Origin of the sequence: Maricaulis sp., assembly GCF_017643475.1 — a bacterium.
Lineage (GTDB): Bacteria > Pseudomonadota > Alphaproteobacteria > Caulobacterales > Maricaulaceae > Maricaulis.
This window is the reverse complement of record NZ_JAEPNI010000003.1, coordinates 276,298-300,141: the sequence shown is the minus strand read 5'-3', so window position 1 is coordinate 300,141 and position 23,844 is coordinate 276,298. Positions and strand designations below refer to the sequence as shown.

General features: G+C 60.5%; 25 protein-coding genes. 22 read left to right on the top strand and 3 right to left on the bottom strand.

Annotated elements, in window-relative coordinates; all coding sequences use genetic code 11:
* The 4 genes from JJ889_RS12920 to ccmI are packed head-to-tail and all read left to right on the top strand — an operon-like array spanning position 1 to position 3,768.
* Entirely contained in the window at positions 1-1,971 is a 1,971-nt protein-coding gene (locus JJ889_RS12920) for a heme lyase CcmF/NrfE family subunit (RefSeq protein ID WP_291895750.1), read from the top strand.
* Positions 1,968-2,501, top strand: a complete 534-nt coding sequence (locus JJ889_RS12915; protein WP_291895749.1) for a DsbE family thiol:disulfide interchange protein — start codon at positions 1,968-1,970, stop codon at positions 2,499-2,501. The genes JJ889_RS12920 and JJ889_RS12915 overlap by 4 nt, the downstream gene beginning before the upstream one ends.
* Entirely contained in the window at positions 2,498-2,950 is a 453-nt protein-coding gene (locus tag JJ889_RS12910) for a cytochrome c-type biogenesis protein (RefSeq protein ID WP_291895747.1), read from the top strand. The genes JJ889_RS12915 and JJ889_RS12910 overlap by 4 nt, the downstream gene beginning before the upstream one ends.
* The gene (gene ccmI, locus JJ889_RS12905; protein ID WP_291895745.1) at positions 2,947-3,768 is read left to right on the top strand and encodes a c-type cytochrome biogenesis protein CcmI; all 822 of its coding nucleotides are present in this window, start codon (positions 2,947-2,949) and stop codon (positions 3,766-3,768) included. The genes JJ889_RS12910 and ccmI overlap by 4 nt, the downstream gene beginning before the upstream one ends.
* Here ccmI and JJ889_RS12900 read toward each other — a convergent pair.
* On the bottom strand, positions 3,765-3,986 hold the full coding sequence (locus JJ889_RS12900) for a hypothetical protein (protein ID WP_291895742.1): 222 nt from the start codon (positions 3,984-3,986) through the stop codon (positions 3,765-3,767). The two genes, ccmI and JJ889_RS12900, sit on opposite strands and share 4 nt — an antisense overlap.
* A 53-nt stretch (positions 3,987-4,039) precedes the next feature.
* Between JJ889_RS12900 and JJ889_RS12895 the strand changes: the two genes are divergently transcribed.
* The 13 genes from JJ889_RS12895 (at position 4,040) to JJ889_RS12835 (ending at position 17,363) form a co-directional block, all read left to right on the top strand.
* Entirely contained in the window at positions 4,040-4,207 is a 168-nt protein-coding gene (locus JJ889_RS12895; protein ID WP_291895741.1) for a hypothetical protein, read from the top strand.
* 75 nt (positions 4,208-4,282) lie between these two features.
* Positions 4,283-5,191, top strand: coding sequence for an acyl-CoA desaturase (locus JJ889_RS12890; RefSeq protein WP_291895740.1), 909 nt, complete (start codon positions 4,283-4,285; stop codon positions 5,189-5,191).
* Between the two features lie 103 nt (positions 5,192-5,294).
* Positions 5,295-6,470, top strand: coding sequence for an acyl-CoA dehydrogenase family protein (locus tag JJ889_RS12885; protein WP_291895739.1), 1,176 nt, complete (start codon positions 5,295-5,297; stop codon positions 6,468-6,470).
* A 24-nt stretch (positions 6,471-6,494) separates the two neighbouring features.
* Positions 6,495-7,634, top strand: a complete 1,140-nt coding sequence (locus tag JJ889_RS12880; protein ID WP_291895737.1) for an acyl-CoA dehydrogenase family protein — start codon at positions 6,495-6,497, stop codon at positions 7,632-7,634.
* A gap of 24 nt (positions 7,635-7,658) precedes the next feature.
* Entirely contained in the window at positions 7,659-8,450 is a 792-nt protein-coding gene (locus JJ889_RS12875) for an SDR family NAD(P)-dependent oxidoreductase (protein WP_291895734.1), read from the top strand.
* A gap of 41 nt (positions 8,451-8,491) precedes the next feature.
* The gene (locus tag JJ889_RS12870; protein ID WP_291895731.1) at positions 8,492-9,736 is read left to right on the top strand and encodes an acyl-CoA dehydrogenase family protein; all 1,245 of its coding nucleotides are present in this window, start codon (positions 8,492-8,494) and stop codon (positions 9,734-9,736) included.
* Positions 9,737-11,452, top strand: a complete 1,716-nt coding sequence (locus JJ889_RS12865; RefSeq protein WP_291895729.1) for a class I adenylate-forming enzyme family protein — start codon at positions 9,737-9,739, stop codon at positions 11,450-11,452. It begins immediately after the preceding gene.
* Positions 11,449-11,910 carry a MaoC family dehydratase gene (locus JJ889_RS12860; RefSeq protein WP_291895727.1) on the top strand — a complete coding sequence of 154 codons (462 nt, stop codon included), beginning with the start codon at positions 11,449-11,451 and terminating at the stop codon, positions 11,908-11,910. Before JJ889_RS12865 ends, JJ889_RS12860 begins: the two co-directional genes overlap by 4 nt.
* A gap of 19 nt (positions 11,911-11,929) precedes the next feature.
* Complete coding sequence (locus JJ889_RS12855) at positions 11,930-12,850, top strand: SDR family NAD(P)-dependent oxidoreductase (RefSeq protein ID WP_291895725.1); 921 nt, start codon at positions 11,930-11,932, stop codon at positions 12,848-12,850.
* Between the two features lie 3 nt (positions 12,851-12,853).
* Complete coding sequence (locus JJ889_RS12850) at positions 12,854-13,660, top strand: thioesterase family protein (protein ID WP_291895723.1); 807 nt, start codon at positions 12,854-12,856, stop codon at positions 13,658-13,660.
* Between the two features lie 11 nt (positions 13,661-13,671).
* Positions 13,672-14,874: an acetyl-CoA C-acyltransferase gene (locus JJ889_RS12845; protein ID WP_291895721.1), complete on the top strand. Its 1,203-nt coding sequence runs from the start codon at positions 13,672-13,674 to the stop codon at positions 14,872-14,874.
* A gap of 10 nt (positions 14,875-14,884) precedes the next feature.
* The gene (locus JJ889_RS12840; RefSeq protein WP_291895719.1) at positions 14,885-15,859 is read left to right on the top strand and encodes an NADPH:quinone oxidoreductase family protein; all 975 of its coding nucleotides are present in this window, start codon (positions 14,885-14,887) and stop codon (positions 15,857-15,859) included.
* Positions 15,860-15,992: 133 nt separating this feature from the next.
* Positions 15,993-17,363, top strand: coding sequence for a M28 family metallopeptidase (locus JJ889_RS12835; protein WP_291895716.1), 1,371 nt, complete (start codon positions 15,993-15,995; stop codon positions 17,361-17,363).
* 198 nt (positions 17,364-17,561) lie between these two features.
* On the opposite strand, the gene JJ889_RS12830 is transcribed toward JJ889_RS12835, so the two are convergent.
* Together JJ889_RS12830 and JJ889_RS12825 are read right to left on the bottom strand one after the other, a co-directional pair.
* On the bottom strand, positions 17,562-17,879 hold the full coding sequence (locus tag JJ889_RS12830) for a hypothetical protein (protein WP_291895715.1): 318 nt from the start codon (positions 17,877-17,879) through the stop codon (positions 17,562-17,564).
* A 217-nt stretch (positions 17,880-18,096) separates the two neighbouring features.
* Positions 18,097-18,540 carry a helix-turn-helix domain-containing protein gene (locus tag JJ889_RS12825; RefSeq protein WP_291895969.1) on the bottom strand — a complete coding sequence of 148 codons (444 nt, stop codon included), beginning with the start codon at positions 18,538-18,540 and terminating at the stop codon, positions 18,097-18,099.
* Between the two features lie 299 nt (positions 18,541-18,839).
* Between JJ889_RS12825 and JJ889_RS12820 the strand changes: the two genes are divergently transcribed.
* From JJ889_RS12820 to JJ889_RS12800, 5 genes are all read left to right on the top strand, one after another.
* Positions 18,840-19,769, top strand: coding sequence for a bile acid:sodium symporter family protein (locus tag JJ889_RS12820; RefSeq protein WP_291895713.1), 930 nt, complete (start codon positions 18,840-18,842; stop codon positions 19,767-19,769).
* A gap of 18 nt (positions 19,770-19,787) precedes the next feature.
* The gene (locus JJ889_RS12815) at positions 19,788-21,563 is read left to right on the top strand and encodes an amidohydrolase family protein (RefSeq protein ID WP_291895711.1); all 1,776 of its coding nucleotides are present in this window, start codon (positions 19,788-19,790) and stop codon (positions 21,561-21,563) included.
* A gap of 2 nt (positions 21,564-21,565) precedes the next feature.
* Complete coding sequence (locus tag JJ889_RS12810) at positions 21,566-21,964, top strand: hypothetical protein (RefSeq protein ID WP_291895709.1); 399 nt, start codon at positions 21,566-21,568, stop codon at positions 21,962-21,964.
* Between the two features lie 102 nt (positions 21,965-22,066).
* Positions 22,067-22,687 (top strand): TetR/AcrR family transcriptional regulator, encoded by a 621-nt coding sequence (locus JJ889_RS12805; protein ID WP_291895706.1) that lies wholly within the window; start codon positions 22,067-22,069, stop codon positions 22,685-22,687.
* Positions 22,688-22,696: 9 nt separating this feature from the next.
* Positions 22,697-23,824 (top strand): hypothetical protein, encoded by a 1,128-nt coding sequence (locus tag JJ889_RS12800; RefSeq protein WP_291895704.1) that lies wholly within the window; start codon positions 22,697-22,699, stop codon positions 23,822-23,824.
* Positions 23,825-23,844: the final 20 nt, after the last annotated feature.

The following is a 23,844-nucleotide window of genomic DNA, read 5'->3' as shown; positions in this document are numbered from 1 at the left end:
ATGATTGCAGAACTCGGCCAGTTCCTCCTTATCCTCGTCCTGTGTGTCGCTGTACTTCAGGCGGGACTCTCCGCTGCGGGCCTGTACTTCAAGGACCCGGCAGTCTTTGGTTTCGCTCGCATGGGCGCCATTGTGCAGTTTGTCCTGACGCTCGGCGCTTTCGCAGCGCTTACCTGGTTGTTTGCGGTGTCGGACTTCAGCGCGCTGGTGGTGGCCGAGAATTCGCACACGGACAAGCCGTTCATCTACAAGATCACCGGCGTCTGGGGTAATCACGAGGGCTCGATGTTGCTCTGGGTGGTTATGCTCACGGGTTACACTGCGGCCCTGGCCTGGGCCAGCAAGGCTGTGGCCCCGCGCCTGATCACACTCACCTTCGCCGTACAAAGCGCGATCACAGCGCTGTTTGCGGCCTTTTTGCTCTTCACGTCAAACCCGTTCGCACGCCTCTGGCCATCGCCGGTTGATGGTCGGGATCTGAACCCCTTGCTCCAGGACCCCGGGCTCGCCTCCCATCCGCCCATGCTGTACGCGGGTTATGTCGGCTTCTCGATTACCTTTGCCTTTGCCGTCGCAGCCTTGATTGAGGGGCGCGCGGATGCGCGCTGGGCGCGGATCGTGCGGCCCTGGGCGCTGACGGCCTGGACCTTCCTCACCATCGGTATCGCGCTGGGCGCGAGCTGGGCCTATTACGAGCTGGGCTGGGGCGGTTGGTGGGCCTGGGACCCGGTCGAGAACGCCTCGCTCCTGCCGTGGCTGGCGGGCACCGCCTTCATCCACTCCCTGCGGGTGATGGAGAAGCGCGACACGCTGAAAGCCTGGACCATATTGCTGGCGCTGTTCACATTCTCGCTGAGTCTGGCTGGGACCTTCCTGGTCCGCTCCGGTGTGTTGACATCGGTGCACGCCTTTGCCGTGGATCCGGAGCGCGGCGTCTTCATTCTGGCGATCCTGCTCGGCCTGATCGGCGGCGCGCTGACCCTGTTCGGCTTCCGCGCGAATACACTCCGCCCGACCGGTACATTTGCCATGGTCAGTCGCGAAAGCAGCCTGCTGGTCAACAATATCTTCTTCGCCGCCGCGATCGGCCTGGTGTTCTACGGCACTTTCTATCCGCTCTTCATCACGACGGTGAGCGACGAGACGCTGACGATTGGTGCGCCGTTCTACAACGCGACCTTCAACCCGCTCATGGGGCTGCTCTTCCTGGCGGTTCCGATCAGCGGGCTGATGGCGTGGAAGCGAGCGAAGCTGGGACAATTGCTCAAGACGCTTTCGCCCGCGGTCATTGCCGCCCTGACAGCTGGTTTCATCGCGGCCTGGATGGCCAATGCTCAGCCTGTGACAAGTGCACTTGGCGTGGGGCTGGGTATCTGGGTCGGGGCAGGAGTGCTGTCCGACCTGCGGTCACGCACAAAGCTGTTCGAGACGGATTTCGCGGCCAGCATGCGCCGCGCCGCCAGTCTGCCGCTGGGCATCTGGGGCATGCTGGTCTCGCATCTAGGACTGGCGGTGCTGATTATCGCCATCACCGGTGTTTCGGTCTGGAAACAGGAAACGCGCGCTTTCCTTGAACCGGGACAGGCAATCACCCTGGGTGGCCACACAATCACCCTGGTGGATGTGGTCCGCCTGGACGAGGATAATTTCAATGCTGCCGTTGGGCGTTTCGACGTGACGCGCGCCGGTGGCAGCGAGCACGAGATCATCGCTTCGCGGCGTTTCTATCCGGTGCGAGGCATGTATACGACCGAGAGTGGTATCGACGCCAACCTTGCCGGCGATGTCTATGTCACCATCGGTGATCCGGTTGAGGGGCGTGGCTGGCCGGTCCATGTCTATCTTTATCCGCTGGCCGTCTGGTTGTGGATCGGTTCTGTCATCCTGTCCCTGGGCGGGTTGCTGGCCATTCTCGACCGCGGTCGACGCAGCCTGTCCGCGCGCAAGTCATCGAAAGGCCAGGCCACATGAACCGTTTCTTTGCCTTCATCCCGCTGATCGCCTTTGCGGGCATGGCTGTCTATTTCTGGATGGGGCTTCGCCAGGATCCCAGCGCGATCCCGTCTCAGCTGATCGATGAACCCGTTCCCGTCTTCGAGCTCGAGCCTATCCGGGGCTTCGACCAGGGGCTGAGCCATGCAGACCTGGAAGGCGAGGTCGTGCTGCTCAACTTTTTCGGATCCTGGTGTCCCCCTTGTCTGATCGAACATCCGATGCTGATGCAGATCGCGCGGTCGGGCGAGGTGCCGATCTACGCAATTGACTGGAAGGATGAGCCGGGGGCCGGGGCGGCCTGGCTTGAGCGTCACGGCAATCCGTTTGTGCGCATTGGCGATGACCAGTCCGGACGCACGGCTATTGATTTTGGCGTGACCGGCGCACCGGAGACCTTTGTCATCGACCGCGAGGGGCGTGTGCGCTATCGCCATGTTGGTGTGATCACGGAAGAGGTCTGGCAGGAGACACTCCTGCCCATGGTGGAGGCACTTAAACGCTCATGAAACCGCTTCTGATTGCCATATCATCATTTTTACTGGTCGCTGCGGCGCCGGGGCCAGACGAGATCATGGATGACCCTGCACTCGAACAACGCGCCATGTCGCTTTACGACCAGCTGCGATGCGTCGTCTGTCAAAGCCAGTCCATAGGCTCCTCCGATGCGCCTCTGGCCGTCGACATGCGCCTAGTTGTTCGCGAGCGCCTCCTCGCCGGCGATGATGATCGCGCGGTCCTCGGTTATATGCAGGAACGTTATGGCGATTATGTCCTGATGCGTCCGCCGCTTCAGGCCAACACGCTTTTGCTGTGGGGCATGCCCTTCATCTTTGTCATCGGTGGCGTGCTTCTGGCCTTCCGCTATGTACGCGCTCAGGACAAGCCTGGTGAAACCCTCTCAAAGACGGACCAGGCCAAGGCCGATTCCTTGATGAAAGAGGAGGGGTTGGAATGATCTGGTTGTTCATCGCCCTCTTGGCCAGTGGTGTCGCACTGGCGCTTGTCGTGCCCTTTATCACCACCCGCGAAGTACGCTTTTCTGATGGCCTGGGCGTCTTCAATGGCCAACTGGCAGAGCTCCAGCGTGATCGCGAACTCGGCCTTATTGTTGAAGAAGAAGCGCGTCGAGCCGAGACCGAAATCAAGCGCCGGCTCTTGCGCGCGAGCGAGCAGGTCGAGGCAGAGGGGAGCCCGAACGACGCGCTGCGCCGGGCGGCCATCGCGTTCTGTACGCTGACCGTTGCCGGCGCTGTCGGGATCTATATGGCGATCGGCAGCCCACAACTGATCGGGCGGGAGGTGCCGCCGCAGCCCCAGCTGACGGCCGAACAACAGACCTTCCTGAATGAAGTGGATGCTCTGGCTGCAGACCTCATCGCAAATCCAGAGAACCCTGCCGGCTGGGCCGGTCTGGGGCAGGCTTACATGGCGATGGGACGATATGGCGAGGCGGCAATAGCGTTTAATAACGCGATCAGCCTCGTGCCGGACTCGGCGCCGTTGTTCGCCTCACTCGGCGAAGCCTATCTGTTCGGTGAAGGTGGTAATTTCACGCCGTCGGCGCGCGAGGCGTTCCAGCGTGCGCTCGAGCTCGATCCGACGGATGTCCGGTCACGCTTTTTCATTGCCGAGGCTGTATTACAGGCTGGCGAGCGCGATGCGGCAATTACCTTGTGGCGGGAACTGATCGCATCGATGGACGAGAATGATCCGGCGCGTGCCATGATCCAGACTCGTCTCGATGCCTTGATGCCCGGTTCTGCTGAAAACTAGCCGAGCGCGCGTTCGGTCATTTCATCGACATCGGACGGTTTATCGCCATCCGCACGAAGCCACGCGACAAATACTTCGATCTGGCGCTCGGCCTCGAGCACGTAGTGCTCTGGAACATTTGTGCGCTCTGCCAGTTCGGCGCGCACATTGGACGGACACATGGCGACGCCGCCAACGGCGACAACCATCGCTCCAAACGCGATCATTCCACTTCTCATCAACGCCTCCCCAGCCGTGAATCAAATCAAAAGTGTATGGTTACGAAACCGTAATGCGTTTTGATGGTCCATCCCGAGAAACGATAAATCGTGATTTTTTCTCTGAAAAATTGCTCGATGCGCAGATTTGGGCGCTAGTTTTGTTTGGACAGAGCGCTCAGGCCGCAGAGAGCGGTAAGCTTTTCCGTTTCAAAATGCGCTCTGCTCAACATGCTCATTGACGCGAGCTCAAAGCGGGTCAAATCTTCCAGTCAGAAAACACGACCGGTCGATTTAAAGTCAGAAAGTTCCGTCCAATGAATACATCCTCTCGCGTGGTTGCCCGCTCCGAGGCAATCGTCAAATCGTGGCAGACGCTTAACTGGGCGAGCGCTTTCTCGGCCTTTATCTACCCGGCGCTGGGTCTGGCGCTGCTGATCACCATGGTCGTTTTGGGCCTTGCTCTCGAGGGGCTGACCCTGCACTGGTGGTATGCGCCTATCGCTATTGGTGTAACGGCTTTCACCATATTCCTGTGCAATATGGGGATCGGGCCGCTGCACCGGATCTGGCAGCACCGGGCAGGGGAAATCAAATGGCCGGCCCAGGTCGTTGTCATGTTCAACTGCATCCTGGCCATGCAGGGTTCCTTGCGTGACTGGGTGAATTATCACTCCCAGCATCACCGTTTTGCCGACAAGCCGGGCGATCCACACAATCCGTTCGAGAGCAAGACCTGGGCCTGGGTCGGCTGGATCCTGTTCCGTGACGAGAAGGACCTTGAGCGTCCGATGCCGATGTGGCTGAAGGAAAACAAGGTCGTTCTGTTCGGTGACCGTTTTCACATCACCCTGTCGCTGGTCATGCATTTCCTGGTGCCTGGCGTGATCTACGCCATTGTTGCCCTGTCCGGAGGTTCGCTGATCCTGACCGCTCTGCTGCACGCCTGTGTGATCATTGGTCGTGCCATCCAGTTCCATGCGACCGTGCTGGGAGTGAACGTCTATGGCCACCTCAAGACGCCGCTCTGGGTGGATTATCTGCTAGCACTGCTGACCGGTGGTGAAGCCCTGCATGACCATCACCACGAACACCCGCGCAGCGCCCTGCACCTGCCCAAAAAAGGCTTCTGGAACCGCGTCGTAGATTACAACGGCACATTTTTGCTGGTTCTTCGACGTCTGGGGCTTGCCAAAAACCTCGAAATCGCGCCTCAATTCAACTGATCCCGGTTTACGGGACGCCAGTTGGAGCCGGGAGAGCTCCACGTAACGAGTTGACGTGTGCGTAAACGTCACTGTGCCGATCACGGCCGATAAGGGGAGAGACATGTCTGACCTGGAAACCTTCCGCGCGGAAACCCGTGCGTGGCTGGAAGCCAATTGTCCTGAGGAAATGCGCCAGCCGCTAGGCTCGGAAGGCGATATCTGCTGGGGCGGAAAACGCTGGGAGTTCAAGAGCGAAGCCCAGAGGGTCTGGCTTCAGCGCATGGCCGAAAAAGGCTGGACCGTGCCCGAATGGCCGGTCGAATACGGTGGTGCTGGCCTGTCAAAGGAAGAGGCGAAGATCCTCAAGGCCGAAATGAAGGCCATAAAGGCGCGCTCACCGCTCAACTCTTTCGGTATCTGGATGCTTGGGCCGGCCTTGCTCAAATTCGGCAACGAAGAGCAGAAATTGGAGCATCTGCCCAAGATCGCCCGTGGCGAGATCCGCTGGGCCCAGGGCTATTCCGAACCCAATGCCGGTTCCGATCTCGCCTCGCTGATGACCAAGTGCGAGGACCAGGGCGATCACTACCTGGTCAATGGCCAGAAGATCTGGACGTCCTATGCGGATGAAAGCGACTGGATCTTTGTGCTGGTGCGCACGGATTTCGACGCCAAGAAACACGAAGGCATCAGCTTCGTCCTGATTGATATGAGTCAGGCTGGCGTGACCACCAAGCCGATCAAGCTGATCTCCGGCAAATCGCCTTTCTGTGAGACCTTCTTTGATGATGCGCGCTGCGAGAAACACAATCTTGTTGGCGAGAAGAACAAGGGCTGGACCATTGCCAAATACCTGCTCACGCATGAGCGCGAGATGATCGGTGGCATGGGGCAGGGCTCCGGTGGCATGCGTCCGATGGGCGATATCGCAGCACAGCAGATCGGCCTGGATGATCGCGGCATGCTGGCAGACCCTATCCTGCGTACCGATGTGGCGCGCGCCGAGATCGATGGTCTCGCTTTCCTCGCAACGATGGAACGTGTGACCGACGAGGCCAAGTCCGGCCAGGGCGTGGGCGCCAATTCCTCCATGCTCAAATACTACGGAACGGAGCTCAACAAGCGCCGTTTCGAACTGATGATGGACAGTTCCGGCAGCGACGGCCTGGCGTGGGGCGCCGAGCGTGATGTGGCGAGCCATTGGCTGAGGACCAAGGCGAACTCCATCGAGGGCGGCACCTCCGAGGTCCAGCTCAACATTATTTCAAAACGCATCTTGAACTTGCCGACGGCTTAAGCCGCGCTCTGGGAGGATTTGATCATGGCAATGGTCCTAAGCGAAGAAGCCGGCATGCTGAAAGATGCGGCCAAGGGATTCCTGGCTGACAGCGCTCCGGTGAGCCAGCTGCGCAGGTTGCGCGATGAGGAAAGTGCAGACGGTTTCGATCGCTCGACATGGAAGGCGATGGCGGAGATGGGCTGGACCAGCGTGCTGGTGCCCGAGGAACATGGCGGCGTTGCCATGGGCCATGTCGCTGCCGGTGTGATCGCAGAGGAAATGGGGCGCACGCTGACGGCGTCTCCCTATCTCTCGACGGCTATAATGGGCGCGACGGCGCTGTCTCGTTTCGGTTCTGACGCCCAGAAAGGCGAATGGTTGCCGCGTATCGCTGCGGGAGAGGCCATCACCGCCGTCGCTGTTGACGAGGGCCGCAAACACAATCCGGTCAATGTAACGACCAAGGCGGAACGGTCCGGCAATGGTTTCAAACTGACGGGTGCCAAGAGCTTCGTGGCGGAAGGTCATATCGCGGACATGCTGATTGTCTCTGCGCGTACCGCTGGCGGAGATGCAGAGGAAGAGGGCGTGTCGCTGTTCCTGGTGCCGCAGGACGCGGCCGGTCTGAAGATCGAGCGCACATCCATGGTCGACAGTCGTAATTCCGCGCGTATCGAGATGGATGGTGTTGAGCTGGATGCTGACGCGCTGCTGGGCGAAGTTGATGGCGGCTACAAGCCGCTGGAGAGCATTCTCGATGCCGGCCGCGCGGGTTTGTCCGCGGAGATGTCCGGCTCAGCCCAGGAATGTCTGTACCAGACGGTGGAATATCTGAAGGAGCGCAAGCAGTTCGGCCAGATTATCGGCACCTATCAAGGTCTACAGCATCGGGCGGCGCACCTCTATTCGGAAATCGAACTGGGCAAGTCGATCGTTCTGAAAACACTTCAGACGCTGGACATGGCGCCGGATCACGCAGCGATGATGGTCTCTGCAGCCAAGTCGAAAATGGGCCAGGTTGCCCAGCTCGCCGCCCAGGAATCCATCCAGATGCATGGCGGTATCGGCATGACGGATGAGTACGATATCGGCTTCTTCATCAAGCGTGTTCGCGTGGCAGAAGCCCTGTTCGGCGATGCCAATTATCACACGGACAAGTTCGCGAGGATGCGGAACTACTAGATCGCTCAGGCGAGGGAGGCCCGAATGGACTATTCCGGCAAGGTTGTTGCGGTCACAGGTGGAGCAAGGGGGATCGGTCGTGCCATGGCCGATGCCTTCCACAAAGCGGGAGCAAAAATCGCCATCGCCGATCTCCAGGGTGCCGAAGAGGCGGCCAAGGCCTATGACGGCTTTGGCATGCGCGTCGACGTCACCCACGAGATGCAGATCGCGGAATTCGTCAAACAGACTGAAGCCGCGCTCGGCACCATCGATGTCTACGTGTCCAATGCGGGTATCCTGCGCACGGACGAACCCAGTTGGGATGCGGCCGGTGCGTCTGACCAGGCTTGGCGCGACAGTTTCGAGGTTAATGTGATGGGCGCTGTTCACGGTGCCCGCCAGGTCTGGCCGGGCATGAAGGAGAAGGGCGCGGGTGTCTTTATCCTCGTGGCCTCCGCAGCGGGCCTGCTGGGCCAGATCGGTGCCTCCTCCTATACGGCAACCAAACACGCGGCGGTCTCGTTTGCAGAGAGCCTGTCAATCGCGCATGGCGATGAAGGTCTGCAAGTCGTCTGCGTTTGCCCCCAGGCCGTCCGCACGGACATGCTGGGGGGCAGCGAGGATGGCGGAATTGCCGGCGCCGACGGCATAGTCGAGCCGGAGGATGTCGCTGCTGAGACGCTCAAGGCTATCGAGGATAAGCGCTTCCTGGCCCTGCCGCACCCGCAGGTCGCCGAATATGAAGCCCTGCGAGCGACCCAGCGCGATCGCTGGCTGGGGGGCATGCGCAAATTTCGCCGTATGATGGTGGGCTCACGCGGCAGACCCGTCTAGGCTGTAATCAACACAAAAAGCGAGAGACAAAGGGGAGAGAGATGGATCTTGGAGTTTCCGAGCGCGTCAAACCGCTGATCGATCAGGTCCGTGCCATGGTGCGCGACGAAATCATGCCACTCGAAGAGGAATACCATCACGAGGTCGGCAAGGCCCCGGGCGGTGACCGCTTCCAGTTTACCGACCGTCAGAACGAGATCCGTGAAAACCTCAAGGCCAAGGCGCGCGAGCGCGGCCTGTGGAATTTCTGGCTGACCGACAGTGACCGTGGTTATGGCCTGTCCACCGTTGAATACGCTTATCTGGCGGAGGAGATGGGCTGGTCTTTCCTGGCTCCTGAAATCTTCAACTGCGCCGCGCCGGACACCGGCAATATGGAAGTGATCGAGCGCTATTGTACGGCAGAGCAGAAGGCAAAATGGCTGGATGGTCTGCTCGAGGGCAAGATCCGTTCGGCCTATCTGATGACCGAACCCGACGTGGCCTCGTCCGACGCGACCAATATCTCGTTCTCAGCGGTGCTCGATGGTGATGAATGGGTGCTCAACGGCGAGAAATACTGGGCGTCCGGTGCTGGCGACCCGCGCTGCTCTGTCTATGTGCTGATGGCGAAAACCGAGGGTGAGGATGCAGGGCGTCATGGCCAGCATTCGCAATTCCTTGTCGACGCGTCGACACCGGGCATCGAGATCCTGCGCCCGATGATGGTCTTCGGCCAGGACGACGCGCCACACGGCCACATGCATATCCGTTTCACCAATGTGCGCATTCCCAAGGATGCCATCATCCTGGGACGCGGCAAGGGTTTCGAGATCTCCCAGGGTCGCCTTGGGCCGGGTCGTATTCACCACTGCATGCGCGCCATCGGCCAGTCCGAGCGGGCGCTGGAAATGCTGTGCCGTCGCTCCGTCACCCGGCAGGCCTTCGGCAAGCCACTGGCGAAACTCGGCGCGAATGTCGACATCATCGCCGAACGTCGCATGGCGATCGAACAGGCCCGGCTGTTGTGCCTGAAGGCCGCCTGGATGATGGACCAGGGCGATCCGCGCGCCGCTGCACCATGGATTTCCCAGATCAAGGTCATTGCGCCGCGTGTCGCACTGGAGACGGTCGACGAGGCCATGCAGATGCACGGCGGGACCGGTGTGTCCCAGGACACGCCGCTGGCCGGCATGTGGATGGCTCTGCGCACGCTTCGCTTCGCAGACGGCCCGGACGCCGTACACCGCATGGTCATCGGGCGCAAGGAACTCAAACGCTACGTCAACGAGGCTCTGGAGGGCTAGATGGCCGAACGTAAACCCGCTCCCACCCGGGCCGAACTCGAGCCGGTCGTGATGCACATTCTGCAGAACGAGCCGATGTTCAAGCTGGGCGAGGTCGATATCCGCGGCGTCAAGCAGCGCGCCTATGTCGATGCCCCGGCTGATCTGCGTTTCCTGCTGGTTGCTGCCCTGGAACATGCCGAGCGCGAAGCGGTGGTCTTCGAGGACCAGCGCTGGACCTATGGCGAGCTGATCGGCAAGGCGGTCGCCATCGCTAACGGCCTCATTTCGCGTCACGGGGTAACGCCGGGAACACGTGTGGCCCTGGCGATGCGCAATTCACCGGAATGGATTGCAGCCTTCTTCGGCATCCTTGCCGCGGGCGGTGTGGTCGTGCCGATGAATGGCTGGTGGACGTCAGAGGAGATGGGGTTTGGACTTGAGGACTCAGGCGCCAAGCTGGTCATCGCCGGTTTCCGCCAGGCCGAGCGCATTCAGCCCCATGTGGACAGACTGGGTCTGACCATCATCGCCGGGCGCGGCGAGGTCGAGGGTGTCGCGGATCACCTTGAAGCGCTTATCGAGGACGGTGCGGGCAAGCCGCCGCCGGAACTGACGATCGATACCGACAGTGATTTTGCGATTTTCTACACGTCCGGCTCGACCGGATCACCCAAGGGCGCTGTCCTGACGCACCGCGGTGCGGTGAATGCGCTGATGTCCTACGGGCTGATCGGTGCGGCGCTGAAGGCCGTCAACGGCGATGAGGATTTCTTCGGCGACAACCCGGCGGTGCTCGTAGCAGTGCCGTTTTTCCACTGCACGGGATCCCATGCCGTCATGATGATGTCCTTTATCTCCGGCCGCAAAATGGTGCTGATGCGCAAATGGGATCCCGAGGATGCCGTGGACCTCATTGACGAGGAAAAGATCACTAATGTGGTCGGTGTTCCGACCATGTCGCACGAGATCACGTTGGAGGCCGCGCGCCAGGGCCGCGAGCTGGAAAGCCTCATGGATATGGGTGTTGGCGGCGCAAAGCGCCCGACTGCCCATGTGGACAAACTCAATGAGCAATTCCCGCATGCCTGGTCGTCGACGGGTTATGGCCTGACCGAAACCAATGCGATCGGTGCCTATAACGGCACCAATGACTATCAGGGCCGTCCCGGCAGTTGCGGTCGAGCGGTTCCTGCGGTGATCGACATCAAGACCGTGCGCGAGGACGGCTCGACCGCTGATCCCAATGAGCCCGGTGAGGTGTGGATCAAGGGACCGATCCTGTTCCGCGGCTACCTTAACCAGCCTGAAGCGACGGCGGATGTCCTGACCGAGGACGGCTGGTTCCGGACCGGCGATGTGGGCGTGATAGACGAAGAGGGTTTCCTTTTCATCGTTGACCGCATCAAGGACATGATCCTGCGCGGTGGCGAAAACGTCAGCTGCCTGGAGGTCGAAGGAGCCCTGGTGGCGCATCCGGATATCATCGAGGCCGGTGTTATCGGAATTCCGGACGAGCGTCTGGGCGAGTGCGTCGGGGCCGCGATCCTGCTGCGTGAGGGTGCGGAGCTCTCAGATGAAGAGATCACGGCCTTTATCGAACCCCATCTGGCGGCCTTCAAGCGACCAGAGAAATACTGGCGTCTTGACGCTCCGCTACCGCGTGGCGGTACTGGCAAGGTCGACAAGCCGGGCCTTCGCAAGATGTTGTTGCCGGAAGGAGTGTCAGCAGAATGATCACGGTTTCACCGAGTGACGTCAAAGGCATGATCGGCAAGGAGATTGGCGTCTCCCGCTGGATCGAAGTTGACCAACAGCGCATCGATGTGTTTGCCAATGTCACTGAAGATCCGCAATTCATCCATATCGACCCCGAGCGCGCCAAGGCGGAAACGCCCTTTGGTGGCACCATTGCGCACGGATTCCTGTCGCTGTCTCTCTTGTCGCCGATGGCCATGGATCTGGGCTTCTCGCTCGAAGGCATCGCCATGGGCATCAATTACGGCTTCGAGAAAGTCCGTTTCCTTCAACCCGTCCGTTCGGGCAGCAAGGTGCGCGGCCGCTTCGTTCTGGATAATGCGGTTGAGCGGCAGCCGGGCCAGTGGATGCTGACCTACGGCGTTACCGTAGAAATCGAAGGCCAGGACAAGCCGGCGCTGATCGCCCAGTGGCTGACCCTTCAGATCGTCTCCTGAATACAGAAAGTTCCTCCCCATGAACGATATTCGATTTGATGGCCGTGTTGCCATCATCACCGGAGCAGGCCACGGCCTGGGCCGTTCTCACGCCAAACTGCTCGCTTCTCGCGGTGCCAGGGTCATGGTCAATGATCTGGGCGGGTCCGTAGACGGTACAGGTTCCGGTTCCGCAGCAGAGGATGTCGCCCAGGAAATCCGCGATGCAGGCGGCGAGGCTCTGTCCCACCGCGCCAATGTCACCCGGGCGGATGAAGTCGAGGACATGGTCCAGCAGACGGTGCGCGAATGGGGCAAGGTCGACATTCTGGTCAACAATGCCGGCATTCTGCGCGACAAAAGTTTTGCCAAGATGAGCGTCGAGGATTTTCAGGCTGTCGTTGACGTTCACCTGATGGGCTCGATGGTGTGCACCAAGGCGGTCTGGGAGCTGATGCGCGAGGCCGGTTATGGCCGCATCGCCATGACATCGTCTTCTTCAGGCATTTACGGCAATTTCGGTCAGTCCAATTACGGTGCGGCCAAGATGGGGTTGGTCGGCTTCATGAACGTGCTGCATCTGGAAGGGGCGAAATACAATATCCGGGTCAATGCACTGGCGCCGGTCGCGGCGACGCGAATGACAGAAAACCTGATGCCGCAGCAAGCGCTGGAAATGCTCACACCGGAAGCCGTTTCGGCCGGGCTTGGTTATCTGGTGAGTGAAGATGCGCCGTCCCGGGTTGTGCTCGCAGCGGGGGCAGGTGGATATGCCGCCTCTAAAATTTACGAGACCGATGGCATCTACCTGCCGCCAGAGCGCCAGACGCCGGAAGACATTGCGGCAAATTTCGACGCCATCCTCGATACCAGCGCCCAGAAGGAATTCCAGCAGGGCGGCGAACAGGGCATCAAATTCCTGGGCAAGGCTGCGGCGGCGCTGGGCGTAAAGCTAGGCTGACTCATGCATCTCTTTGACGAGGCCACCCAGCTAGAGGCGCGCACGCAAGAAGAGGGGGCAGCCACCTTCTCTGGCGCGGCGCATCCCGGGTTTCGCAACATGATCGGCCCCTATGGGGGCTGGTCTGCGGCGATTTTGGCCAAGAGCATTATCGAGGCGGGGACGCCGGACCTGCAACTCGTCTCGCTGACGACGGACTTCCTGTTGGGTATCAATGAGGGGCCGATAACACTGGACGCCCGATGTGATCGGGCCGGGCGCAATACCCAGTTCTGGACGGCCACACTGACCGCAGATGGGGCCGAGACACCCGCCAACAAGGCGATGGGCATTCTGGCTAAACCGCGTGAAACCGTGAGCTGGCAGGAGGGTGAGCGCCCGGACGCGCCGCCGCCGGAAGACTGTGACCGTTTCCCCCTTCCTATGGAATGGACCAAGACGGTGGAAATGCGCGGAGCCGGCAATCCGCCATTCCAGGGCAGCAAGGACACGCGCTCGACCGCTTGGGTGCGGCTGGACCCGGACCGCCCGCTGGATGCCGTCAGCCTGGTTGCACTGGCCGATACGCCGACGCCGCGCCTGTTCTACATCACCAACAAGCCTGACATGATCGCGACGGTCTCGATGACGGTCTATCTGCACGCCACCGCTGAGGATTATGCCGCGGTCGGCACCGACTACATGTTGGTCGAGGCGACAGGTGCACGCGGCGGCAGCGGATTTTTTGATCAACACGCCCGGATGTGGAGCCGGGATGGGCGCCTGATGGCGACCACACAGCAAATCGTCAATTACAGAAGCAAGGGTTAGAGGAGAGAGCTATGCGTGAGGCAGTGATTGTATCAACGGCGCGGACACCGATCGGCAAGGCCTATCGGGGCGCATTCAACGACACCTCCGGTCCGGCCCTGGGCGGACATGCCATCAAACATGCGGTCGAACGTGCCGGCGTGGATCCGGCCGAGATTGATGATGTGATTATGGGCTGTGCGATGCAGCAGGGCTCGACCGGCCGCAATCCGGGGCGCAACTGTGCCATCCGTGCGGGCCTGCCAACCTCTGTTTCCGGCATGTCGATGGATCGGCAATGCGCGTCCGGCATGATGGCGATCGCGACGGCGGCCAAGCAGATCATCTCCGATGGCATGACCGTTACGGTCGGCGGCGGGCTGGAGAGCATCTCCCTGGTCCAGAACGACAAGATGAACAATTTCCGCGCCGCGGACGAGTGGACGCTGGAACATCAGCCGGCCCTCTACATGTCCATGCTGGAAACCGCAGAGATCGTGGCGGACCGCTATGGCGTTTCCCGCGAGGCGCAGGACGAATACGCGGCCCAGTCGCAGGATCGTACGCATGCGGCACAGCAGGCTGGCAAGTTCGACGACGAGATTGTCCCGCTGTCGTCCGTCATGAAATTCTTCAACAAGGAGACCAAGGAAGTTTCCGATGTCGAGGTGACGCTGGAGAAGGATGAAGGCAATCGCCCGGGAACATCGGCTGAAAACCTTGCCGGTCTCAACCCGGTGTTCAAGGATGGCCAGGTGATCAAGGAAGGCCGTTTCATCACGGCCGGCAATGCGTCCCAGCTTTCAGACGGCGCATCCGCGTCCGTCTTGATGGAGGCGCGGGAAGCCGAGCGCCGCGGGCTGGAACCGCTTGGCATCTATCGCGGCATGGCCGCTGCCGGTCTGGACCCGGACGAGATGGGTATCGGCCCTATTCATGCCGTTCCGAAACTGCTCAAGGCCAATGGCCTGACGATGGATGATATCGGCCTGTGGGAGCTCAATGAGGCGTTTGCCGTGCAGGTTCTGCATTGTCGCGACACGCTGGGCATTCCCAATGAAAACCTCAATGTAAACGGCGGCGCGATTTCCGTGGGCCACCCCTATGGCATGTCGGGCGCACGCCTGGTCGGCCACGCGCTGATCGAAGGCAAGCGCCGGGGCGTGAAATACGTCGTGGTGACCATGTGCGTCGGTGGCGGCATGGGTGCTGCCGGCCTGTTCGAAGTCGTATAGGGGGGCGGACATGAAAGCGCTTTACTGCCGTGAATTCGGACCGGAATCTAATCTGAAGGTTGAAGAGATTGACGATCCGGCGGTACCGGAAAACCACGCCCTGATTGACGTCAAGGCGGCCGGTCTGAACTTTCCCGACCTGCTGTGCGTCCGCGGAGATTACCAGTTCAAACCGCCACTGCCCTTCGTGCCGGGCGGTGAGGGCGCGGGCGTGATCTCCGAGCTGGGCAACGGGCTTGACGGTTTTGCCGTCGGCGACCGGGTCTGTTTCAACGGCCTGACCGGCGCCTTTGCGTCCAAGGTGGCCTCGCCAGCCGGAACCTTTGTCAAAATCCCGGACAGCATGTCGTTCGAAGAGGCGGCCGGCCTGACGGTGGTTTACGCGACGTCTTATTACGCCTTGAAACAGCGCGCGAAACTTCAGCCGGGCGAGACCGTGCTTGTGCTGGGCGCGGCTGGTGGTGTCGGCCTGGCGACGGTTGAACTGGCCAAGGCGATGGGTGCGAAGGTCATCGCGGCGGCTTCGACCGACGAGAAGCTGGCTGTCGCCCGCGAGCACGGCGCCGATGAAGGCATCAATTACACCACCGAAGACCTGAAGGCGCGGGCCAAGGAGCTGACCGGCGGGCAAGGTGTGGACGTGATCTACGACCCGGTCGGCGGAGAGCTGGCCGAAGCGGCCTTCCGCGCGATTGGCTGGGAGGGCCGTCATCTGGTGATCGGATTTGCCTCGGGTCCAATCCCGAAGCTCCCGCTGAATTTGCCGCTCCTCAAGGGCGCGTCCGCGGTCGGTGTCTTCTGGGGGGCGTGGGCGATGCGTGACCCAAAGGGGCACTATCAGAACATGTCGGAGCTGTTTGATTTCTTTGAAAAGGGTCAGATCAAGCCCCATGTCGCCGCGCAGTATTCCCTCGATGAGTTCCTCGCCGCATTTTCCGAGCTTTCCGAGCGTCGCGCGATTGGCAAGGTCGTTCTGAAGCCCTGAGCTGGACTGAGTGTTCAATGATGAATTCAATCGCCGCTCCTCGACAGGGGCGGCGATTTTTTGTTTGCGCCTTCGTGAGTTGCCACAGGCTCTTGCCGCACTATCCTGATGGGAAGAGTTTGGGGAGCAAGAAATGATCAAGTCCATCAGTCTATTGTCCGGCCTGGCATTGCTGGCATCGCCGGTGTCAGCGCAGCACGCACCGCCATCGGAAGTGCTGGCCGTGCATGATTATGTGGCCGCGGTCTCAGCTGACCGGATTGAAGCCGATATCCGGACACTGGCGGAGTTTGGCACGCGTCACACCCTGTCAGAAACCGAGAGCGACACGCGCGGGATCGGTGCGGCCCGCCGCTGGATCTTCGACGAGTTCGAGCGGATTTCTGCGGATTGTGGCGGGTGTCTGGAGGTCATGTATGTGTCCGGCACGACCTTTGGCCAGCCGCGTATTCCCGAGCCGACCGAGATCGTCAATGTGATCGCCATCCAGCGCGGTTCGTTGGATCCGGATCGCATGGTGGTGATGTCCGGCGATATCGACAGTCGTGTCACCGATCCGCTGGACGGCACATCGGACAGTCCGGGCGCCAATGACAATGCTTCTGGCATGGCCGGCGTCATCGAGGCTGCGCGGGTACTTTCACAGCACCAGTTCGCCGGTACGATCGCCTATGCCGGGCTGTCTGGCGAGGAGCAGGGCCTCTTTGGCGGCGGCATTGTCGCCAGTCACGCGCTGGATAATGGCTGGCGCATCAAGGCCGTGCTGAACAATGACATGATCGGCAATATCACCGGTATCAATGGCGTCACCAATAACACCACGGCCCGCGTCTTTTCTGAAGGAACGCGCGCCACTGAAACACCGGAAGAAGCGCGTCTGCGCCGCTTCACCGGCGGTGAGGTGGACAGCCCATCGCGCAATCTCGCACGCATGGTTGACCGGACAGCGGATCAGTACATTCCCAATCTGGATGTGATGATGGTCTATCGCCTCGATCGTTTCCGCCGCGGTGGCCATCACCGCCCGTTCAACGAGGCGGGCATGCCGGGCGTGCGTATCATGGAAACGAATGAGCATTATGATCGCCAGCACCAGGATTTGCGGACCGAGGATGGTCGCGTTTACGGTGATACGATCGACGGGGTGGATTTCGATTTCGCTGCCAAGCTGACCTCGCTCAATGTCGCTGTAATGGCGCAGATTGCGGGCGCCCCGCCCATCCCGGCGAATGTCGAGATCGCGGGGGCGGTTCAACCGTCCACCCATATCCGATGGACCCTGGCAGACGGCCGCGCCGCCGAGAACCTCGCAGGTTACCGCGTGCACTGGCGTCTGACAGATGCGCCGCAATGGACACACAGCCGTTTTGTCGGGCGGACCGACGAGTTCACGCTCGAGAATGTTGTGATCGACAACTATTATTTCGGTGTGTCAGCCGTGGCGCATGATGGTTCGGAAACGCCCGTTGTCTTCCCGGGGCCGGCCGGCTCCTTCGGCGAATAATGCGGGATCGGGCGGCGGCCGCAGCCGCCGCCGACCAGGCGTGGTGACGGTCTATCTTGAGATATCAGGGGCTGCACCACGGTCATTGAAGCACGCGATCCGGCTCGGCTCAGGAAAGCAACCTTGGAACGCAAGCTGCGCCCACAGAAAAAGCCACCGGCAGAAACCGGTGGCTTTCGTTTGTTCCTGACGCGAAGGCTAGCTGTCGCGGGCCACGATCGTATAGGTCACGGTCTCGCCGGTCGCGGCATTGGTGCCTTCCCAGCTGTCGCCGAGGCTGACACCGTCCTGTAGCGGCGCGCAGCCGCTTTCGCCGGTCGAACGGACCACGCAGATTTCAGCGCCCCGGATCTCCCAGGTGCCTGAAATGCCGACATTGGTCGTATAGGTGCCGTCCGGGTTGAAATAGGTGACATAGCTGCCCTGGGAGCTGGAAACCTGCAGGGCATTTTCGAGCAGGGCGCTGGCATCTGCCTGCAGCAGGGCTGTGCTCATCGCGAGTGTTGTCAAAATCATGTGTGGTCTCCCCTTTGTCGCATGGCGAGTTGAAAGATGGATTTCAAATTGCCGCAGCCCGAACGGATAGGCATCCACGCTGCGTGTGCGCCGCGTTTATGTTAGCGGGCTTACTCGCGTGAAACAATATATGGAGGGTCCGGTGTCGCCTCTCAGGCGAAAGAAAAGGCCGGTGCGAAACTCGCCCGGCCTTGTTTGGAGTTGATGTGAGACCGGACTAGCCGGTTTCCAGCATCTCATCCTGTCCGCAGTCGCGCATTCCGAGGAAGTGATGGGTCACTTCGTCGCCGCTCTCATTGGCAACTGCGACCGGGGAAAGTTCCTGGCCGTTGCGCTTGTCATAAAGAACGCAGGGCAGGGATTCATTTCCGTAGATCCAGCGGTCGCCCCACTGCTGCATGGCGATCAGGATCGGGAACAGCGCTTCACCACGGTCGGTCAGGACGTATTCCTGACGCTGGCCACGAACGCCGACTTCCTCGCGGGTCATGATCCCGTTTTCGACCAGCTTGTTGAGCCGGTCCGTGAGAATGTTCTTCGCAATGCCGGTACTTTCGTGGAAATCACTGAAACGACGGGCACCTTTCATAGCGTCTCTTACGATCAACAGTGTCCACCAATCGCCGACTTGATTGAGTGTTTGCGCGATAGCGCAAGGCATTTCATCGAAACGTTTCCGTCCCATACCAATAGTCCCCCAAAGACTAAGGCGTTGATACGCCGCTCCTCCAAAAAGTTCGAATCAAGCCGCTCCTAAAAGCAGCCTACCCGAGCACTCCCTTCCCCGCACGAAAGTGAGGTGACAAACAGCTTGCAGGTTGGTCCGTCACGTGCAGTAAAGATACAGGGTTGTGAAATTAATGCGACCCAAAAATGATCTTATGCCGATACCAGATGTGACGGTGAGAGAAACGATAAAAATATCGACAAAGTTTACGGTTGGTTTCCGGGGGAGAGGACTTGCTTGATGGCTCAGGGGTAGACACGCTCACGGTTGAGCTGAGCCCCACATTCCAGCTGATCATGTCCGTCAGCCTCATGGTGATGATGTTCACCGTGGCGCTCGGTCTAAAGATTCAGGATTTCATCGACTTGAAGAAAGAGCCCGGGGCGGTTGCCGGCGGCGTGGCGGCCCAGGTCCTTGGCTTGCCGCTCCTGACGCTCGGGCTGATCATGATGCTCAACCCGGCGCCCGGCGTCGCGCTCGGCATGATCGTCGTCGCCAGTTGTCCGGGCGGAAATGTTTCCAACGCGCTGACACTCTTTTCGCGCGGTGATACCGCCTATTCAGTCTCCCTGACCGCCATTTCCAGCGTCTCTGCCGCGCTGGTTACCCCGGTCTCAATCCTGTTCTGGGCGAATCAATACGGCCCCACCTCCGCCCTGGTCGATACGCTTGATGTCGACCCGACGATCTTCCTGGTGCAGACCGCGGGCCTGCTTGCCCTGCCACTGGTGTGCGGCATGTCGCTGGCGCACTGGAAAACGGATTTGGCGGCAGTGATGAAGCGCTATCTGACGCCGGTTGCCTTTTCCATCCTGGTCGGGCTGATCCTGGTCGGTGGCTATACCAATCGCGATGTCCTGTTTTCACCGGACCACAATCTCATTCCGCTGGTCATGACGCATAATGCAGTCGCCTTTGCTGCCGGGGCTCTCGCCGCTGTGGCGATGAGGCTGGCGGGGCCCAAGGTGCGTTCGCTGACCTTCGAGGTTGGGATACAGAATGCCGGGCTGGGGCTCTTGCTCCTGTTGTCGCAATTTGGTGGTGTAGGCGGTGCCGTTGCCGTAACCGCGCTTTGGGGCGTGTGGCACATTACGGCAGGATTTGTGCTGGTCGGGCTTTTCCGCGGTTACGACCAGCTGACCAAGAACACGCGGATATCGTGAATTTGACGGGAGGCATTCATGTTCGATCTGGTTATTCGCGGCGGCAAGCTGTTCGACGGCACTGGCACCGAGCCCTGTGAAGCTGACATCGCCATCAAGGACGGCAGGATTGTCCAGATCGGTGATGTGAGTGGCCAAGCCGCGCGGGAGATCGACGCTGCCGGCAAGATCGTCACACCGGGCTTTGTCGATATCCACACGCATTATGACGGTCAGGCGAGCTGGGATGAGGAGCTTCGGCCCTCTATCGACCACGGTGTGACTACGGCGGTGATGGGCAATTGCGGTGTTGGATTTGCCCCTGTGCGCGAGGCCGACCACGACAAGCTGATCAAGCTGATGGAAGGTGTCGAGGACATCCCCGGCACGGCGCTGCATGAGGGGCTGACCTGGGATTGGGAGAGTTTCCCGGACTATCTCGATGCGCTCGACAAGATGCCGCGCACTATCGATATCGCCGCCATGATGCCGCACGACCCGCTGCGGGTTTATGTGATGGGCGACCGCGCTGTCTTTTCCGAACATGCGACGGGTGAGGACATCGAGGAAATGCGCCGTTTGACCCGGGAAGCGCTGCAGGCAGGCGCTATCGGGTTTGCTACGGGCCGTTCTGACGTCCACAAGACCGCCGATGGTGACTGGACGCCGTCCTCGGAAGCCACGCGTGATGAACTCACCGGGATAGCCCGGGCCTTCGAAGGGCTGGATTTTGGTGTCGTACAGGCGGTTTCCGATTTCAATCTCGAACGTGGTGAGGCGGATTTTGATGAGGAATGGTCCATCGTCGCCGATTACGCCAAGGCTTCCGGGCGACCGTTTTCCTTCTCTCTCATGCAGCGTGATTTCGCGCCGGATCAATGGCTCAAACTGATCAGCCGGTCGGAAAAGCTCAAGGACGAGGGTGTGGATGCGCGCATGCAGGTCGCGCCGCGTGCGATCGGCGTTTTCCTCGGCTTCAACTGCACTTTCCATCCCTTCATGGGTTATCCGACCTACAAGAGCATTGCGGATTTGCCCCTGGCCGAACGCGTGGCGAAAATGAAAGACCCGGCGTTCAAGGCGAAAGTCCTCTCTGAGAAGACCGACAAGCTCTCCGGCCCCGGCTCGTCCATCCCGCCGCTCGCTGACCTTCTCATGGAGCATATCGAGATGGTGGCCGAGAAGTTCTTCCAGATCGGCAACCCTCCGGATTACGAGCAGCCAGCGGAGAACTCGTTGGCCGCGCGGGCGCGTGCCGAAGGCAAGCCGTTGATGGAGATCATCTACGACACCCTGCTGGAACGGGATGGCAAGGAGCTGATCTACCTGCCGCTCTATAACTATACTGAGCTCAATTACGACAATGTGCTCAAGATGATGGAGCACCCGCAGGCGCTCTACGGCCTGTCTGATGGCGGCGCGCATGTGGGGACGGTCTGCGATGCTTCCATGCCGACCTATATGATCACACACTGGACGCGGGACCGCTCGCGAGGGCGCAAGCTCGATCTTCCAACCGTGATCCGCATGCTGACCGGGGCGCAGGCCGATTACCTGGGCATGTCCGACCGTGGCTATCTCCGGGAAGGTCTCAAGGCGGACATCAATATCATCGACCTTGACCGCCTGCAGATGGAACCGCCGCACATGGAACAGGACCTGCCGGCCGGTGGTCAGCGCCTGTTGCAGGGCGCGCGCGGTTACACGGCGACGATTGTCGCCGGTGATGTCGTCATGGAGGAGGGGCGGCTCACCGGCGCCAAGCCTGGGCGCCTCTATCGGGCCGGGCAACCAGCTGTTGTGGCAGCGGAATAATCATGAGGCTCTTTTCCCCCATCGTTCTGCTGGTCGCTCTGGGCGTCGCGCTGCTGTCTGTGACCCTGTTGGTGCTTGAACCCGCCAGCTGGAGCAGGGCAGTTTTGTCGCTGGTCTTCCTGCCGCTTGCCGGGGCAGTGATCTTCCGGGTCGCTCGTCGCAACTCGCAATCTGCTGCGGCGCGCGAGCGGTCGTTGATCCGGACCCGGGCAGCCATGGTGGGAGCAGGAGCCGTCCTGGCCTCGGCCCTCGGCTTTCGCCTGGTTGAGGTGTTTGGCATTGAAACGGACACGACCGCAAAATCCGTTGCCAGCATGGTTCTTGTCCTGGTCGTGGTGTTCGGCGAGTTCCAGTCCGGTCGAATGGACCGTGAAGCGGACAAGCTTGACGACGAAGACTGACGCGACCCATCAGCGACGTTCGTTCAAGCCCGCTAGCAATCTGACGCATTTCTAATTCGAATCCGAATTCGAATTCGGCATTTTGCTGGCATGGATATGATCATGACACCGAGGCAGGCGCGCAGTCTGCGGACCCAGGAGAGCATTCTCGACGCTTTGGAGCGTTTGCTGAACGCTGACCCGTACGGCGAGTTGTCCATGCCTGGCATTGCCGAGGCTGCGGGCGTGTCGGTCGGCGGGCTTTACGGCCGCTTTGCCAATCGCGAACAGCTGATGGACGCCGTGCACGCCCGATACCAGGCGCGGCGGGATAAAATGTTGGTAGAGAAGCTCGACGCGCAGGGCGAAACAGGGCTGTCCGAGCGGATCGGCGCGTTTGTGGACGCCTTTGTCGATTTGCACTCCCGGAATGCGGGTGTCTTGCGCAGTTTCATTATCCGTCACTGGCTGACGGGTGGAGCTCCGACCCACGAGGTCCTGGCCGAGGTTCGCGATCACAAACAGCGTGTCGTCGACTATCTGCTGGCGGCTTGCCCGGACGATGAGCGCGGCTCCAGAGCAGGTCGGATCCGCCGTGCGGTGGAATACGTGATTTCAATCAGCAAGGACCAGATCGTTGTGGCGCCGGATAAGCCGGCTGAGCGCACGGCGCTGGACCTTGAACAGCTACGCGCAGACCTGCGGTTGATTGCCAACCGTATGATCTTCGGTCGCGATCCCTAGGAGAGACAAATGCTCCTTAATCGAGGCGGAATTATTCCGGTGCTTCTCGCGACCGGACTGGTGGCTTGTGGCCTGGATTCCGATGTCCAAGCCCAGGATGAGCTCATCCCGAGGGCGGCGCTCTTTTCGGACAATACGCGTTACGATGCGGCGTTGTCGGCCGATGGAATGCGTTACGCCTGGTCGGCTGAACATCAGGGCGTACCGGCCATCTGGATGGCTTCCCTTGATGGTAACAGGGGCGCTCGCCCGGTCACGCCTGCTGGTGCCTCGGTTCCGCAATTCATCTGGAGCGCCAATCCCGATGTGATCCTGATCATCGGTGATAACTCAGGCGATGAGCGCTGGCGGGTTTCCGCGCTTAATGTGGTCAGCGGAGGTCTGGTCGATCTGACGCCGGGTGAAGGCGAATGGGCCAGCGTTCTGGCGACGTCGGTGCAGGATCGCGATCATGTCGTGATCTCGTCCAACGAGCGCGACCCAGCGCACCCGGATCTTTTCAAGGTGAATATTCTCACCGGAGAGCGGTCGCGTATTCTGTTGAACGAGGCGGGGAATGCGAACTTCCTGGTTGGTGCGGACCTCGTGCCGCGCATCGGTGTTCGCGTGTATCCCGACACCGGGGATTTTCGTCTGGATGCGCTGGAGGCCGAACCGCGCGCGCTGGCCGAGATTGCCTACGAAGACACCCGCGGGTTCGAGCTTCTGTCCGTGTCTGCAGAAGCCGACGAGATCTATCTGCTAGATACGACCGGCCGCAATACCAGCGCGCTGGTGGCCATGAACCTTGAGACAGGCGCGAGCCGCGCCCTTACAAGTAATGATCGGGCTGACATCGTCGAAGTCATCACCGATCCGCACACCGGTCACCCGCTGGCCTTTGCGCATGATTACGCTGGCAAGGTCTGGGAAGCGGTCGAGGCCTCTGACGAGGCGCTGTTTGAACGTCTTGGCGAGCTGGACGGCCGGGTTGATTTCGAGGCCTGGAGCGCGGATGGAGAGGCGTTCACACTCTACGTCACAGGCTCGGCGCCGTCCGCCTATATCCGTGTGGTTCGCGCGCCCGGCGAGATCAGCCATCTGATAGATATCTATCCGGATCTTGCCGGATATGAGTTCACCGCCAAACAGGCCTAACGCATCACCACCCGGGACGG